Source organism: Leekyejoonella antrihumi, from assembly GCF_007845645.1.
Classification (GTDB): domain Bacteria; phylum Actinomycetota; class Actinomycetes; order Actinomycetales; family Dermatophilaceae; genus Leekyejoonella; species Leekyejoonella antrihumi.
Genome location: NZ_VCQV01000010.1, coordinates 1 through 15,517, shown reverse-complemented (window position 1 = coordinate 15,517; position 15,517 = coordinate 1). Strand labels below are relative to the sequence as shown.

Below are 15,517 nucleotides of genomic sequence, written 5' to 3'. Positions count from 1 at the left end.
GGTCCTCTCACCTGAGCCTTCGTCGTGAGTCGTCATCCTCAGCACGGTCTGTTCAGTGACGGTTGCTGAGCATTCTGCGATCGTATACGATCTGAGATACGTCGTAAAGGCCAAAGATCAAACGGAGAGAGACGCCGTGTCCGAGCAGATCGACCATGAGACCAGGACCAGCGGTCGCAGTGCCCGCCCTGGCAAGATCATCGCAGTGCATCTCAGCTATGCCTCGCGCGCCGACCAGCGTGGCCGGCGCCCTGAGCACCCCTCCTACTTCCTCAAACCGTCGAGCTCGGTCGGCGAATCGGGTGGCACGATCGAGCGTCCGGGTGGCACCGAGCTGCTCGCGTTCGAGGGCGAGATCGCCCTGGTGATCGGCAGCCCGGCCAGGCGCGTGTCCCTGGAGGACGCCTGGGATCACGTCGCATCGGTCACCGCTGCCAACGACTTCGGGCTCTACGACCTGCGGGCGAACGACAAGGGTTCGAACGTCCGCTCCAAGGGCGGGGACGGGTTCACGCCGATCGGGCCGGACCTGATCGACGCACGCAGTGTCGACCCTGGCACGCTTCGTGTGCGCACGTGGGTGAACGGCTCTCTGGCACAGGAGGACACCACTGCGGGTCTGCTCTTTCCCCTCCCTCAGTTCGTGGCCGATCTGTCACAGCACCTCACGCTCGAAACGGGTGACGTGATCCTCACGGGCACGCCTGCCGGGTCAGGCGTCGTCGTGCCCGGCGACGTCGTGGAGGTTGAGGTCGACGCTCCCACCGCGCCGGGCGCGCCAACCTCCGGACGGCTCGCGACCACCGTGACCGCCGGCCGGCATCCGGCGTATGACGAGCGCCTCGGTTCGCTGCCGCACGCAGACGACGCGCAACGGGTGGCCGCATGGGGCTCGCCCGAGGCGGCCGGCCTACCGGAACAGGCGCCCGCGTTGTCAGTGGAGCTGCGCGCCAAGCTCGAGAAGGCCCCCGTGGCAGGCCTGTCCGCCCAGCTGCGCAAGCGCGGCCTCAACAACGTCCTCATCGACGGAGTCCAGCCACTGCGGCCGGAGGCCAAGCTCGTCGGCACGGCAAAGACGCTGCGGTTCGTGCCCAACCGAGAAGACCTCTTCACCTCCCACGGTGGCGGGTACAACGCCCAGAAGCGAGCGTTCGACGCGGTCGACTCGGGGGAAGTCCTGGTCATCGAGGCCCGCGGAGAGGTCGGCGCCGGCACCCTCGGCGACATCCTGGCGCTGCGTGCCAAGACGCGCGGAGCCGCCGGCATCGTCACCGATGGCGCCGTGCGCGACTACGACGCCGTGCACGAGATCGGAATTCCCGTCTACGCCAAGGCAGCCCACCCGGCGGTCCTGGGCCGTAAGCACGTGCCATGGGACTTCGACCTGACCATCGCCTGCGGGGGTGCCACCGTGCAGCCCCACGACATCATCGTGGGCGACCGGGACGGCGTCGTCGTCATCCCTCCGTCGATCGCCGAGGAAGTCGTCGACGCGACGCTGGCGAAGGAGGATGAGGACGCCTGGGTCGCGCAGCAGGTTGCCGAAGGGCATCCGATCGAGGGACTGTTCCCGATGAACTCCGAGTGGCGGCAACGCTACCTAGCGGACACCGACCATGAGTGACACCCCACGCACTGCCCCCGCTCAGAGCAAGTCACAGGTGGCGTACCACGTCATCAAGGAGCGAATCGCCCGGAACGAATACTCCCCCGGCTACCGGCTGGTGCTGGGCCGTATCGCCGGCGAGCTTCAGATGAGCGTTGTGCCGGTGCGCGAAGCCATCCGGCGGCTCGAGGCCGAGACACTGGTGACCTACGAGCCCAACGTCGGGGCGCACGTCTCCATGGTCGATGACACGCAGTACCGGCACAGCATGCAGACTCTCGGCATCCTCGAGGGCGCGGCCACCGCGTTGTCCGCCCAGTTGATGACGCCTGAGGACGTCCGTGCGGCGCGCCAGGTCAACACGCAGATGACCCAGGGTCTGGAGCACTTCGACCCGCACGCGTTCACCGCGCAGAACCAGCAGTTCCACTCCATGCTCTTCACCCACTGCCCCAACCCGCGGCTGCTCGACCTGGTCACGGCCGAGTGGGGCCGGCTGGGAAACCTGCGCGACTCGACGTTCTCCTTCGTCCCTGGGCGGGCGCGCGGATCGGTGCAGGAGCACGAAACCATCCTGCGGCTCATCGAGGACCGGGCCCCCGTGGCGGAGGTCGAGGCCGCAGCCCGGGAGCACCGCGCCGCGACGCTGGCGGCGTTCCTGGCCGTCGAGCACCCCGGCGCGCCGACCAGCGCATCACTCGACAGGCACGTCATCGCCCCATGATTCCGCTGATGATCCACAATCCACCGCATAACCGTCTTCTCCGGAGGCACCTATGACCGACACCTCACCCGCCGCGACCTCGCACCGCGTTCCCGCGGACCTGCCGAATCACATCCAGCACTACGTCGACGGCAAATTCATCGACTCCGTGGATGGCGCCACGTTCGAGGTTCTCGACCCGGTCTCGAACAAGACCTACCTGCAGGCCGCCGCGGGCAAGCGGGCCGACATCGACAAGGCAGTGGCTGCCGCGCAACGGGCCTTCCGGGAAGGCCCGTGGCCGCGGATGCTGCCGCGTGAACGATCCCGCGTGCTGCACCGCGTCGCCGACATCGTCGCCTCGCGCGACTCGCGGCTCGCCGAGCTCGAGTCGTACGACTCCGGATTGCCGATCACCCAGGCGCTCGGCCAGGCCAAGCGGGCGGCGGAGAACTTCCGCTTCTTCGCAGATCTCATCGTGGCGCAGGCGGACGACACCTACAAGGTGCCGGGCCGGCAGATCAACTATGTGAACCGCAAGCCGATCGGCGTTGCCGGACTGATCACGCCGTGGAACACCCCGTTCATGCTCGAGTCGTGGAAGCTCGGACCCGCGCTGGCGACGGGCAACACCGTCGTTCTCAAACCGGCCGAGTTCACGCCCCTGTCGGCCTCCCTGTGGGCCGGCATCTTCGAGGAGGCCGGCCTACCGCAGGGCGTGTTCAACCTGATCAACGGACTCGGCGAGGAGGCCGGCGACGCACTCGTCAAGCATCCCGGCGTGCCGCTCATCTCGTTCACCGGGGAAAGCACGACCGGACAGCTGATCTTCGCCAACGCCGCGCCGTTCCTCAAGGGCCTTTCCATGGAACTCGGCGGGAAGTCGCCGGCGGTCGTTTTCGCCGACGCCGACCTGGACGCCGCGATCGACGCGACCGTATTCGGGGTCTTCTCCCTCAACGGCGAGCGGTGCACCGCGGGTTCGCGCATCCTTGTACAGCACGACATCTACGACGAGTTCGTCAGAAGATACGCCGAGCAAGCCAAGCGCGTCGTCGTCGGCTACCCGCACGACCCGGCGACCGAGGTCGGGGCGCTGGTGCATCCTGAGCACTACGAGAAGGTCATGAGCTATGTCGAGATCGGCAAGACCGAAGGGCGCCTGGTCGCCGGTGGTGGCCGCCCCGAAGGATTCGAGACCGGCAACTTCATCGCGCCGACCGTGTTCGCGGACGTTCCGCCAGAGGCCCGGATCTTCCAGGAGGAGATCTTCGGACCGATCGTCGCGATCACCCCGTTCGACACGGACGAGGAAGCGCTCAAGCTCGCAAACAACACGAAATACGGTCTCGCAGCATATATCTGGACAAATGATCTCAAGCGTGCGCACAACTTCGCACAATCTGTCGAAGCCGGCATGGTGTGGCTGAACTCCAACAACGTGCGCGACCTGCGCACCCCATTCGGCGGAGTGAAGGCCTCCGGGCTCGGCCACGAGGGCGGCTATCGCTCGATCGACTTCTACACCGACCAACAGGCGGTGCACATCACCTTGGGCACGGCGCACAACCCGTCCTTCGGCAAGGAGGCCTGACCCATGAGCACGATCACCCCCGGCTCCCCCGAGCCCGTCGTCACCGCAACCAGCCCCATCCGGGCGAGCAACGCGATACCGACCCCGTCGGCGCCACCGCCGGACGTGCTGCGGTGTGCCTACATGGAGCTCGTTGTCACCGACCTGAAACGCTCGCGCGACTTCTATGTCGACGTACTGGGCCTGGTCGTCACCGAGGAGGACGACCAGGCCGTCTACCTGCGCACGCTCGAGGAGTTCATCCATCACAACCTCGTCCTGCGCAAGGGGCCGGTTGCCGCGGCGGCCGCGTTCTCCTACCGGGTGCGCAGCCCGCAGGACCTCGACAACGCCGTCGCGTTCTACACCGAGCTCGGCTGCCGCGTCGAGCGCCGAAAAGAAGGCTGGACCAGGGGCGTCGGCGAATCCGTACGTGTCGAGGACCCCCTCGGGTTTCCCTACGAGTTCTTCTACGACGTGCAGCACGTAGACCGGTTGGCGTGGCGCTACGACCTCTACACCCCCGGCTCGCTCGTGCGCATCGACCACTTCAACCAGGTCACCCCCGACGTGCCACGCGCCGTCGCCTACATGGAAGACCTCGGCTTCCGAGTCACCGAGGACATCCAGGACGAGGACGGCACCGTGTATGCCGCCTGGATGCGTCGCAAACCGACCGTCCACGACACTGCAATGACCGGCGGAGCCGGGCCACGAATGCACCACCTGGCATTCGCAACCCACGAGAAGCACAACATCCTCGCCATCTGCGACAAGCTCGGCGCGCTGCGACGCTCCGACGCGATCGAGCGCGGACCGGGCCGGCACGGCGTCTCCAACGCGTTCTACCTCTACCTGCGCGACCCCGACGGGCACCGCATCGAGATCTACACGCAGGACTACTACACCGGAGACCCGGACAACCCGGTCGTCACCTGGGACGTGCACGACAACCAGCGCCGCGACTGGTGGGGCAACCCGGTTGTGCCGTCCTGGTACACCGACGCATCCCTCGTGCTCGACCTCGACGGCAACCCACAGCCGGTCGTCGAGCGCACCGACACCTCCGAGCTGGACGTGACGATCGGCGCCGACGGGTTCTCCTACACCCGCCGCGACGAAGAGGACATGCCCACCTGGAAACAGGGCGAGTACAAGCTCGGGCACCAACTGTGATCACTCCACGAAGTTCTCGCTCGTCCCTCACTCGATACTTCGCGGGGACCCCGATCTCGACCCCCGCGGTGATCCCGAACATGCGCGTCGAAGGAGGCACGGATGCTGAACGCTGAGACCATTGCCGCGATCGCCGACGAGCTCGCCCAGGCCGAGCACGACCGCACCATGGTGCCGCTGCTGACCACACGGCATCCCGGGATGACCGTTGACGATGCGTATGCCGTGCAACAGGAGTGGCGGCGCCGCGGCATCGCGTCCGGCCGCCGGCCCGTGGGGCGCAAGATCGGTCTGACCTCGAAGGTGATGCAGGTCGCGACCGGCATCACCGAGCCCGACTACGGCGCCATCTTCGAGGACATGGTCTTCAGCAACGGTGCTGTCATCGACCACAATCGGTTCTCGAACGTGCGCATCGAGGTCGAGCTCGCCTTCGTGCTGGCCGAGCCCGTCAAGGGCCCTGACGCCACCATCTTCGATGTGCTCCGCGCGACCGAGTTCGTCGTGCCGGCCCTGGAGATCCTCGCCAGTCGGATCGAGATGGAGGGCCGCACGATCGTCGACACGATCAGCGACAACGCCGCCATGGGCGCCATGGTCTACGGCGGGAACCCGATGAAGCTCGCCGATGTCGACCTGCGCTGGGTCTCGGCACTGCTCTACCGGAACGAGACCATTGAAGAGTCGGGCGTCGCCGCGGCCGTGCTCGGCCACCCCGCGACCGGAGTCGCCTGGCTCGCAAACAAGCTCGCCGCGCACGGCGACCAATTGGAAGCCGGGGAGATCGTGCTTGCCGGTTCCTTCACCCGCCCGATGTGGGTGCACCCTGGTGACACGGTGCTCGCCGACTACCGACAACTGGGGACGATCTCATGCCGCTTCATCTGACCCAGACCTTCCGCCACCGGCTCGCCGAGACGACCCGCCCGCTCGCCGGGATGTGGGTCTGCTCAGGCAGCCCAGTCATGGCGGAGATCGCTGCGGGCGCCGGCCTGGACTGGGTGCTCATCGACATGGAGCACTCCCCCAACGGGCTGGCATCGGTCCTGGCGCAGCTGCAGGCTGTCGCCGCATACCCCAGTCTGCCGGTCGTGCGCGTGTCGTCCGGCGACAGTGTGACCATCAAGCAGGTCCTCGACCTGGGTGCCCAGAACATCCTGGTCCCCATGGTTTCTACACCGCAGCAGGCGCACGATGTCGTCGCCGCAATGCACTACCCCCCGCGGGGAGTGCGCGGGATAGGTTCCGCGTTTGCTCGGTCCGGACGCTGGAGCCGCGTGGAAGGCTACCTGCGCGACGCGGATGACCACGTCGCGCTCTTCGTCCAGGTCGAGACTGCCGAAGGCGTCGACAACGCCGCCGCCATCGCGGCGGTCGACGGCATCGACGGCGTGTTCGTCGGGCCGGGCGACCTGGCCGCGTCGATGGGACTGATCGGACAGCAGATGCACCCCGAGGTGATCGCTGCGGTCCTGCGGGCGTTCGAGTCCGTCAAAGCCGCGGGTAAACCGGTTGGCGTCAATGCGTTCGACCCCACCCAGGCAGAGTCCTACCTCGACGCCGGCGCTCAGTTCATCCTCGTCGGAGCAGACGTCGCACTTGTCGCTCGCGGGTCCGAGGCGCTCACCGCCCGTTGGACGCGCCGAGGCACCATCCCTGGCACGTGACCGTCCACCTCGAAGGTGCGGCACCGTGATGCCGTTCAGGCCCCGCCGGTGGCTCGGAACTCCCCCGGTGTCATCCCCGTCCCGGACTTGAAGGTGCGGGCGAATCCTGACGGATCGCCAAACCCCCAGCGCGCCCCGATCGCTGCCACCGGATGCGCGGCAAGCGCCGGATCCAGGAGATCCACCCGGCAGCGCCGCAGACGGCGCTGCCGGATCCATGCGCTGGGCGTGGTGCCACGGTCCGCGAAGAGCTTCTGCAGGTATCGCACCGAGACGTGCTGGGCGAGAGCAACGTCCTCGACCTCGAGTCCGGACGCAGACAGGTGCTCGTCGATCCATGCTGTGGCCGCGGAGAACACGACGGACGCGCCCGGCACCGTTCCGGCCAGGTCCAACCGCTGACTCAGGGCCGCACGAACCAGTTCGACGATGGCGTCCACGGCGCGGGGGTCGGTGTCGGCCCCGCCGGATCGCACTTGGGCGCCCAGTTGTGCGAGCAGAGTGGATGTCAGCGCCCCAAGCCCTTGACGACCTGAAATGCGTTCGGCGGTGAGCTGTCCGATCTGCTCGGGAGAGAGCCCCAGCCGGTCGCGTGGGATCAGCAGCACAAACATCCGATACGACTCTGCGAAGTCCAGCGTGTAGGGCCGGGTCGTGTCATAGATTGCCAGATCACCCGGTGTCAGAGCCGCCTCTCGGCCGTCCTGGGAGAGTATGCAATACCCGTGCAGTTGTAGCCCGAGCTTGTAGACCCCCGGGTTCGATGCGGCGATTGACGCCTTGTCCCGCCGCACCGTCACCGGGGACCCGCCGACCTCCGTCGCGGTGACCTCTCCGAGGTCCTGCGCCAGCAGGCCGCCCTGGTATCCATCCGCGGACCGAACCATGGCGCGCAGCGGGACGAACGTGGCGTTGACCGCCGCTTGCCACGCCTCGAATCGGTCGGCGGGCGCGGTCGAGGCCGCACTGAATACCTGCACGTCATGCCCGACGGTGCTCATCTCTGCGCCTCCTTGCGCATCTGGGCGGTCCCGGCGCCCGACCGTGTTCCGACGGGCATCACCACCTCACCATGCCACCGGTCAACGCGCACGCGACAGTGCGCGCCATGCACACAGCCGTGCGCCTGGCGCCAATGCGAGGTCGGAGTGACGTGCGTCACAGTGGTGGCAACACCAGCATACGAAGGAGTGCCCGTGGGAGACCAGACAAGTGACTACATCATCATCGGTGCTGGCAGCTCGGGCAGCGTCCTGGCTCGCCGCTTGCTCGACGCCGGCCACAGTGTCCATGTCATCGAGGCCGGGCCGGTCGACTCCAACCCGAACATTCATTCGCCGCAGGGTTGGCCGGCGCTGTTGCTGAGCGACAACGACTGGAAGGTCATGACGACTCCACAGCACCACGCCGCAGATCGGTCGCTTTACTGGCCTCGCGGCAAGATGCTCGGCGGATCCAGTTCCATGAACGGCATGATCTACATCCGCGGACACCGCGATGACTACGACGCCTGGGCGGCTGCCGGCAATACCGGCTGGGGGTGGGATGCCGTTCTACCGCTCTTCAAGCGCAGTGAGGACCACGAGGACGGTGCCTCCGAGTTTCATGGCTCCGGCGGGCCACTGCACGTCTCCCGCCTGCAAAACCTTCACCCGGCGTCGCAGGCATTCGTCGACGCCGCCGTCGCGCTCGGTCATCCGCTCACGGAGGACTTCAATGCCAAAATGATGGAAGGCGTCGGCTTCAACCACGCCACCATCAAGGACGGCCGGCGGCACAGTGCCTGGCAGGCCTTCGTCGCACCCGTGCTGGAGAACTCGGCACTGACCGTCACCACGGACGCGCTCGTGACGAGGTTGGTGCTTGACGGCGCCCGCGCAATCGGCGTCGAATATGTGACTGCGGCCGGCACCCAGATTGCGCGTGCAGCGGCAGAGATCATCGTGTCTGCGGGCACCATCGGTTCGCCCAAGATCCTTCAGCTCTCCGGCATCGGCGCCCGGGACGATCTCGACGCCGCAGGCATCGAACGCCGGGTCGAGCTGCCCGGAGTGGGGAAGAACCTGCACGACCACCTGCTTGTTGGCAACATCTACGCCACCGGGGAGCCGCTCGTGCCAGGGCGTAACAACTTGCTCGAGGCCCAGCTCTTCGCGCACTCCTCACAGGCCGATGACGACGCCCCCGACCTACAGCCCCTCTTCCTCCACCTGCCCTACCCCACCGACGGAGGTCGCGTGCCCGAACAGGGCTACACCATTGCCCCGGGCCTCGTGGCGCCACGCTCACGCGGCACGTTGCGTGTCGCCTCGGCCGACCCGGCGACAGCTCCGATCGTGGATCCCAACATCCTCGCGGACGACTACGACGTCGAGGCGCTCGCAGATGCTGTGATCATGTGCCGTCAGATCGGTGGTCACGACGCGTTCGCTCCGTTCCGACCCACCGAATATGTCCCAGAGACCACCCCGGTGACCAGGGACGAGATCCGCGCGTTGATCCGAGCACTGGCCGGGACCTACCACCACCAGGTCGGCACCTGCCGGATGGGCGTCGACGACCACGCCGTCGTCGACCCTGCTCTGCGGGTAGTCGGAGTCAGCGGACTCCGCGTCGTGGACGCCTCGATCATGCCCACGATCCCGCGCGGCAACACCAACGCGCCGTCCATCATGATCGGCGAGAAGGCGTCAGACCTCATCCTTTCCGACATCTGATCAGCCCAGAACCCAACGTCCACTGCGCGATCCGGCGCCGGGAGCACCAACGACCGGCACGGCCGGGCCGATACCCCAAGGAGACATCGTGACCACCCTGCTCGAACACATCCAGGCACCGGCCGGGACAGGCCGCCCGATCACCGACCCAGCCACGGGAGACGAGGTCGGCCGAGTCCCCGACGCGACCATCGCGGATCTGGCCGCCGCCATCGAGACGGCTCGTGCCGCGCAGCCCCGTTGGGCAGCGCTCGGTGACGCGAAACGTGTCGAACGGCTGAACGCGGCGGCAGACGCCATCGAGGCCAAGGCCGAGGAGCTCGCTGTTCTCCTCTCTCGAGAGCAGGGAAAGCCGCTCAACGGACCCAATGCTCGGTTCGAGGTCGGCGCCTGCGCCGCCTGGCTGCGCGCGGCCACCACCCCTGACGTCTCGCCGGAGGTGATCGTCGACGACGGGCAGGTCCGCGCCGAGATCCACTACCGTCCATTGGGCGTCGTCGGAGCAATTGGGCCATGGAACTGGCCGATGATGATCTCGGTATGGCAGCTCGCACCGAACCTACGCATGGGCAACACCGTGGTCATGAAGCCCAGCGAGTACACGCCACTGTCCGTGCTCGCCCTGGCGCAGGTGATCAATACTGCGCTGCCCGACGGCGTGCTCACGGTGGTCCCCGGCGGCCGGGAGGTCGGTGAAGCCCTTGCGGCCCACACCGGTATCGCCAAGATCATGTTCACCGGTTCCATCGCCACCGGGCAGGCGATCATCCGCTCATCGGCAGAGACCGTGAAGCGCGTGACGATGGAGCTCGGGGGCAACGATGCAGGCATTGTGCTCGACGATGCCGACCCTGCCGCCATTGCCGAGGGCCTCTTCTGGGGCGCCTTCATCAACACCGGCCAGACCTGCGCCGCACTGAAGCGCCTCTACGTCCCGGACACGCTCTACGACGCCGTATGCGAGGAACTGGCGAAGCTTGCCGCGACGACTCCGATGGGGGTGGGGCTTGCCGAGGAGAACGTGCTCGGGCCGATCCAGAACCGCAAGCAGTACGACATTGTCGCCTCACTCGTCCAGGAGGCCAGGAGGTCCGGAGCCAAGGTCCTGGTCGGCGGCGATCCTGACCCGGACGCGGTGGGCAACTTCTATCCGGCCACGATCGTGGCCGAGATCGACAACGACAACGCTCTGGTCGCGCAGGAGCAGTTCGGCCCTGCACTGCCGATCATCCGCTACTCGAGCCTGGATCAGGCCATCGCCTGGGCCAATGGGCTCGACGTGGGTCTCGGCGCCTCGGTCTGGTCTCCCTCCCCCCAGCGGGCTCGCGACGTGGCGCTCCAACTGCAAGCCGGGACGGTGTGGGTCAACGAGCACGGGGCGATCGACCCGCGGGTACCCTTTGGTGGGTCAAAGAGCTCCGGGTATGGCGTCGAGTTCGGCCGCGAGGGTCTGCTCGAGTGCTCCCAGGCCGTGTCCGTAAAGGGCTCCGCAGGATCGTTCGTGTGAGGTTGCCATGAGCAGACTTGATGCATCCCTTTCGGAGACCCCTGCCGAGCGCACCTCTCGGCAGGAGCGACTGCACGGCACGCTCGGGGTGGCCGGCATCGTCTTCATGGTTGTCGCGGCATCTTCACCGCTCACCGTTGTGGCGGGGGCCGTGCCGGTCGCTCTCGCCATTGGCAACGGTCCGGGTCTACCGGCGGCCTACCTGCTGGTTGCCGTCATCCTGTTGCTTTTCTCGGTGGGATACAGCCTCATGAGCCAGCACGTCACGAACGCCGGTGCGTTCTACTCGTACATCACCCGCGGCATCAGCAAGCCAACCGGTCTGGGCGCCGCGTTCGTGGCGCTGGTCTCCTACACCGCCATTCAGGCAGCCGTCTACGGACTGTTCGGCGCAACCTTGTCGAGCCTGCTGGTGTCATGGGGAGCCCCGAACATTCCTTGGTGGCTCTGCGCGTTCGCTGCCATGGCCGTCGTCGGTGTGCTCGGCTACCGCAACGTGGACCTCAGCGTGAAGGTGCTGGGTGTGCTCATGCTGTGCGAGGTCGGCATCATCGCGATCATGGACTTCGGCGTGCTCGGCCAGGGCGGAGCGACCGGGGTCTCGCTCACGTCCTTCACCCCTCGCTCCTTCTTCACTGGCAGCCCGGGCATCGGCGTGATGTTTGCGATCGCGTCGTTCATGGGCTTCGAGGCCACCGCCATCTATGGGGAGGAGGCCAAAGACGCGAAGCGCACGGTGCCGATCGCGACCTACGTGGCCGTGATCCTCATCGGCGTCTTCTATGCGTTCTCGTCGTGGGCGGTCGTCATTGCCTACGGCCCCAGCAAGGTCGCGGCCGCGGCCGGCAAGAACATCTCCGGCTTGACGTTCGCCGCCACCGACACCTATATCGGTGGGTGGGCCGAGAACACCATGAACGTCCTACTCGTCACCAGCCTGTTCGCAGTCCTACTGGCATTTCACAATGCAGTGGCACGCTACCTCTTCTCACTCGGACGCGAGTCGGTGATCCCGGCGCGGTTCGGGCGCTCCCATGAGCGCCACCACTCTCCGCACTTCGGCTCCCTGACTCAGACGGCGTCCGCACTCGTTGTCCTCGCGGTGTTTGCGCTGGCCGGCCTGGACCCGGTGGCCAACGTCTTCTCGTGGATGTCAGGTCTGGCGACGCTCGGGTTGATCGCCCTGATGGCGCTCACCTCCGCCGGTGTGCTCGTCTTCTTCCGCAAGACGAGGGTGGACACCCGTGTCTGGAACACTCTGGTCGCCCCGGCGCTGGGCCTACTCGGACTGATCTTCCTGCTGGTGCTGGTCGTGCTGAACTTCACCACTCTGATCGGCGGCTCGTCCGCTCTTGCCTATACCTTCGAGGCAATCCTGGTGGTGGCGTTTGCGCTCGGATTCGGGCTCGCCTGGCGCTGGAAGGTGTCCCGCCCGGACAGTTATGCACAACTCGGCAGCTTCCTCGGCTGAATCCACGACGAAAGGATGATCTTCCATGTCGGTCACTGACACGGTTTCGACGACAGTAGGTGCACGACCACATCCGTTGGACAGACTGATGGCGTCCGAGATCGACGCGGCACGTGAGGCACTCATTCGAGCCGGCCTCGTCGTGGAGTCCACCAGGTTCGCCTACCTCGGCCTGGAGGAGCCACCGAAGCCGGAGGTCCTTGCCTACCAACCGGCCAGCCCGCCCGATCGTCGGGTGCGTGCCTTCCTGCTGGACACCTCTTCCGGGGTCAGCCACGACGTGGTGGTGTCAATCGCCACCGGCGAGGTCATCTCGGATCGCACACTGGACGAAGCTGACGGGCAGCCGCCCGTGCTTCTCGAAGACTTCATGAGCGTCGACGACATCGTCAAGTCGAGTGAGGAATGGCGCCAGGCCATGGCCCGTCGAGGTGTGACCGACCTCGACCTGGTGTGCACTTGCCCGCTGTCGGCAGGCACCTATCAGCTCCCCGGCGAGGAGGGGAGGCGCATGTTGCGGGTGCTGTCCTTCCTGCAGCATCGGAAGGAGGACCATCCGTGGGCGCATCCCATTGACGGTGTGGTCGCGTACATCGACCTGGTCGACAAGCAGGTGATCGAGGTTGTCGACGACAAGGTCATGCCGATCCCGCACGAGGAGGGTAACTTTGACGACGCGGCGGCGACCGGCCCTGCCCGCACGTCACTGCGCCCGATTGAGATCACTCAGCCGGACGGACCGTCGTTCAGCGTGGACGGCAACGTCGTGGAGTGGGAGAACTGGCGGTTCAGAGTTGGTTTCGACGCCAGGGAGGGGCTGGTGCTGCACGAGTTGTCGTTCAACGATGGCGGTCGGCAGCGGCCGATCATCTATCGGGCGTCTGTCGCCGAGATGGTTGTGCCGTATGGTGACCCCAGCCCGGTCCGATTCTGGCAGAACTACTTCGACGCCGGCGAGTACCTCATGGGCAAGTGGACGAACTCCCTGGTTCTCGGCTGTGACTGTCTCGGGGAGATCCACTATTTTGACGGTTGGGTTGCGGACGATCACGGTCAGGCACAGCAGATCACGAATGCCATCTGCATGCACGAAGAGGACTTCGGGGTGCTGTGGAAGCACACGGATGTCTACACCGAGTCGAGCGAGACCAGGCGGCAACGCCGACTGGTCATTTCCTTCTTCATCACGGTGGGCAACTACGACTACGGGTTCTATTGGTATCTCTACCTGGACGGCACAATCCAGCTTGAGGCCAAGGCGACCGGGGTGGTGTTCACGTCCTCGTATCCCGGAGAGGGGTACCGCTGGGCGACCGAGGTGGCGCCCGGCCTCGGAGCCCCCTTTCACCAGCACCTCTTCAGTGCGCGTCTGGACATGATGGTCGACGGTGTTGAGAACTCGGTCGACGAGGTAGAGGCGGTGCGGGTGCCCATGGGACCGGATAATCCATACGGCAACGCATTCGGTCGCCGGGCGACACGCCTGACCACCGAGTCCGAGGGGCAGCGCTGCGCCGACAAGTCCGCAGCGCGGGTCTGGCACATCACCAACCCGACCATGACGAATCGGCTCGGCCAGCCCGTGGCCTACGTGCTCTACCCACAAGGTGAGCCGCGACTGCTCGCCGACCCCGAGGCATCGATCACCCGACGTGCACGATTTGCGACCAAGGACCTCTGGGTCACACGCTACGCCTCCGACGAGCGCTATCCCTCCGGCGACTTCGTCAACCAACAGCCTGGACTGGACGGACTCCCTGCGTTCGCGGCACAGGATCGCGATATCGACGGCCAAGACATCGTGCTGTGGCACACCTTTGGCCTGACGCACTTTCCACGACCCGAGGACTGGCCGATCATGCCGGTCGACTATTGCGGGTTCACGATGAAGCCCAACGGGTTCTTCGACCGCAACCCCACACTCGACGTGCCTGCCTCCCCCGCCGGCCACTGCGGCGGGTGCGAGTGAGGCCTCCGGCACCCCAGCTCTGACCAGATCATGCGTGATTCCCGGTCTCAGGGCCAGGTCTGGACTCGCACACCGCCCGCGAGGACCTAGGTCGTGCTACGAAAGTCGTTTGAGCCGGTGCTCGATGGTCGTGGCGCGGGTGGTGGCCTTGTATCCGAGGGCGAGCTTGGCGTAGCGGGTGGCGAATGCTCGGTGGTGCTTGAGGATGGTGATGTCGCAGTCGACGGGGTGCCGGTCTTTGTGCCGCTCGGTGTGGTCATCTGGGCGCCCTGCAGTGGCGTCTTGCGTTGGTCCTCAAACGAGTTACGCGGGAGGCCTCGCCCTGCGGCACGAGACTCGCCGGCACGAGACACGCCGACACCGCTCGCGGAACAGGCTCTAGTCGGCTGGCTCCGGGTGTTGTCCCGCACCATCGGCATCGAGGCTGTCCGACTCGACGGTCGCCCCAACGGTGACGTGCACGTCGGCGGTGACGTCGAGGGTGCCGGGGTGGGTGGTGTATTCGCGGCCGGAGGGACTGGTCCAGGTGCTGGTGCCGTCGGCGGTCATGGTGACCTGCCAGCGGGTTTCGTGCTTCGCGCGGTGATGGTGCCGGCACAAACATTGCAGGTTCGCGGGCTGCGTGGGTCCTTGTGGCCAGGGGATCACGTGGTCGACATCGCAGAACTTTGCGGGCCTCTCGCAGCCCGGAAACCGGCAGTGCTGGTCTCGCAGGAGGACGTGGCGGCGGATCGCCGCGGTCGGCCGGTAGGTGGCCGCGCCGGTTTCCAGGATGGTGCCGGTGTGCCAGTCGACCAGGGCCCGGGTCACGGTGGTGCCCAGGGTGCGGATCATCTCTTGCACGGCGTCGGCGGGGATCACGCCGATGCCGGGGACCTCCACATCCGGTAGACACAAAGGTCGTTGCTCACGAGGTGGCGGCGGTGGTTGGTCGGGTGGGCCGCCCTCGGGTGGGCCTGCCTCGGGTGGATCCGGTTCGGCTGGATCCGGTTCGGCTGGTCGGTCGGGGTCTTCGTCGGGTGGCGGTGCGCCCGATGAGCACGCAGCGCCGCTGCTGCTCGTGGTGTCGGTGCTGTCTGCGCCAGAGCAGTCGTCGTCAGGGTGGTGGTGGTCGAGGTCGATGATCAG

At 66.5% G+C, this 15,517-nt stretch carries 12 protein-coding genes; 10 read left to right on the top strand and 2 right to left on the bottom strand.

What is annotated here, in order from left to right; genetic code table 11:
* Positions 1-136: 136 nt before the first annotated feature.
* The 6 genes from FGL98_RS09050 (at position 137) to FGL98_RS09025 (ending at position 6,725) form a co-directional block, all read left to right on the top strand.
* Positions 137-1,624 carry a fumarylacetoacetate hydrolase family protein gene (locus FGL98_RS09050; RefSeq protein WP_246136457.1) on the top strand — a complete coding sequence of 496 codons (1,488 nt, stop codon included), beginning with the start codon at positions 137-139 and terminating at the stop codon, positions 1,622-1,624.
* Positions 1,617-2,330 (top strand): GntR family transcriptional regulator, encoded by a 714-nt coding sequence (locus FGL98_RS09045; protein WP_146316446.1) that lies wholly within the window; start codon positions 1,617-1,619, stop codon positions 2,328-2,330. The genes FGL98_RS09050 and FGL98_RS09045 overlap by 8 nt, the downstream gene beginning before the upstream one ends.
* A gap of 52 nt (positions 2,331-2,382) precedes the next feature.
* Positions 2,383-3,903, top strand: coding sequence for a 5-carboxymethyl-2-hydroxymuconate semialdehyde dehydrogenase (gene hpaE / locus FGL98_RS09040; protein ID WP_146316445.1), 1,521 nt, complete (start codon positions 2,383-2,385; stop codon positions 3,901-3,903).
* 3 nt (positions 3,904-3,906) lie between these two features.
* Positions 3,907-5,058 (top strand): 3,4-dihydroxyphenylacetate 2,3-dioxygenase, encoded by a 1,152-nt coding sequence (gene hpaD / locus FGL98_RS09035; RefSeq protein ID WP_146316444.1) that lies wholly within the window; start codon positions 3,907-3,909, stop codon positions 5,056-5,058.
* 102 nt (positions 5,059-5,160) lie between these two features.
* Positions 5,161-5,946, top strand: coding sequence for a 2-oxo-hept-4-ene-1,7-dioate hydratase (gene hpaH / locus FGL98_RS09030; RefSeq protein ID WP_146316443.1), 786 nt, complete (start codon positions 5,161-5,163; stop codon positions 5,944-5,946).
* The gene (locus FGL98_RS09025; protein ID WP_146316442.1) at positions 5,931-6,725 is read left to right on the top strand and encodes an HpcH/HpaI aldolase family protein; all 795 of its coding nucleotides are present in this window, start codon (positions 5,931-5,933) and stop codon (positions 6,723-6,725) included. The genes hpaH and FGL98_RS09025 overlap by 16 nt, the downstream gene beginning before the upstream one ends.
* Before the next feature lie 35 nt (positions 6,726-6,760).
* Here FGL98_RS09025 and FGL98_RS09020 read toward each other — a convergent pair whose 3' ends face one another.
* Entirely contained in the window at positions 6,761-7,726 is a 966-nt protein-coding gene (locus FGL98_RS09020; RefSeq protein WP_146316441.1) for an AraC-like ligand-binding domain-containing protein, read from the bottom strand.
* 195 nt (positions 7,727-7,921) lie between these two features.
* Here FGL98_RS09020 and FGL98_RS09015 point away from each other — a divergent pair, with 195 nt between their 5' ends.
* From FGL98_RS09015 to FGL98_RS09000, 4 genes are all read left to right on the top strand, one after another.
* Complete coding sequence (locus tag FGL98_RS09015; protein ID WP_246136456.1) at positions 7,922-9,442, top strand: GMC family oxidoreductase; 1,521 nt, start codon at positions 7,922-7,924, stop codon at positions 9,440-9,442.
* An 88-nt stretch (positions 9,443-9,530) separates the two neighbouring features.
* The gene (locus FGL98_RS09010; protein ID WP_246136455.1) at positions 9,531-10,949 is read left to right on the top strand and encodes an aldehyde dehydrogenase family protein; all 1,419 of its coding nucleotides are present in this window, start codon (positions 9,531-9,533) and stop codon (positions 10,947-10,949) included.
* Between the two features lie 7 nt (positions 10,950-10,956).
* On the top strand, positions 10,957-12,420 hold the full coding sequence (locus FGL98_RS09005) for an APC family permease (protein WP_146316438.1): 1,464 nt from the start codon (positions 10,957-10,959) through the stop codon (positions 12,418-12,420).
* A 25-nt stretch (positions 12,421-12,445) separates the two neighbouring features.
* A complete protein-coding gene (locus FGL98_RS09000) occupies positions 12,446-14,389 on the top strand; it encodes a primary-amine oxidase (RefSeq protein ID WP_146316437.1) in 1,944 nt (647 codons plus the stop codon).
* A 378-nt stretch (positions 14,390-14,767) separates the two neighbouring features.
* Here the strand turns inward: FGL98_RS09000 and FGL98_RS08995 are convergent.
* A partial coding sequence (locus tag FGL98_RS08995; protein WP_146316436.1) for an HNH endonuclease signature motif containing protein occupies positions 14,768-15,517 on the bottom strand: 750 nt, incomplete at its 5' end.

Excerpts from the sequence above, each read along its gene's own strand:
- FGL98_RS09045 (WP_146316446.1), top strand. The coding sequence starts at position 1,617 with ATGAGTGACACCCCACGCACTGCCCCCGCTCAGAGCAAGTCACAGGTG.
- hpaE (WP_146316445.1), top strand. The coding sequence starts at position 2,383 with ATGACCGACACCTCACCCGCCGCGACCTCGCACCGCGTTCCCGCGGAC.
- hpaD (WP_146316444.1), top strand. The coding sequence starts at position 3,907 with ATGAGCACGATCACCCCCGGCTCCCCCGAGCCCGTCGTCACCGCAACC.
- hpaH (WP_146316443.1), top strand. The coding sequence starts at position 5,161 with ATGCTGAACGCTGAGACCATTGCCGCGATCGCCGACGAGCTCGCCCAG.
- FGL98_RS09025 (WP_146316442.1), top strand. The coding sequence starts at position 5,931 with ATGCCGCTTCATCTGACCCAGACCTTCCGCCACCGGCTCGCCGAGACG.
- FGL98_RS09020 (WP_146316441.1), bottom strand. The coding sequence starts at position 7,726 with ATGAGCACCGTCGGGCATGACGTGCAGGTATTCAGTGCGGCCTCGACC.
- FGL98_RS09005 (WP_146316438.1), top strand. The coding sequence starts at position 10,957 with ATGAGCAGACTTGATGCATCCCTTTCGGAGACCCCTGCCGAGCGCACC.
- FGL98_RS09000 (WP_146316437.1), top strand. The coding sequence starts at position 12,446 with ATGTCGGTCACTGACACGGTTTCGACGACAGTAGGTGCACGACCACAT.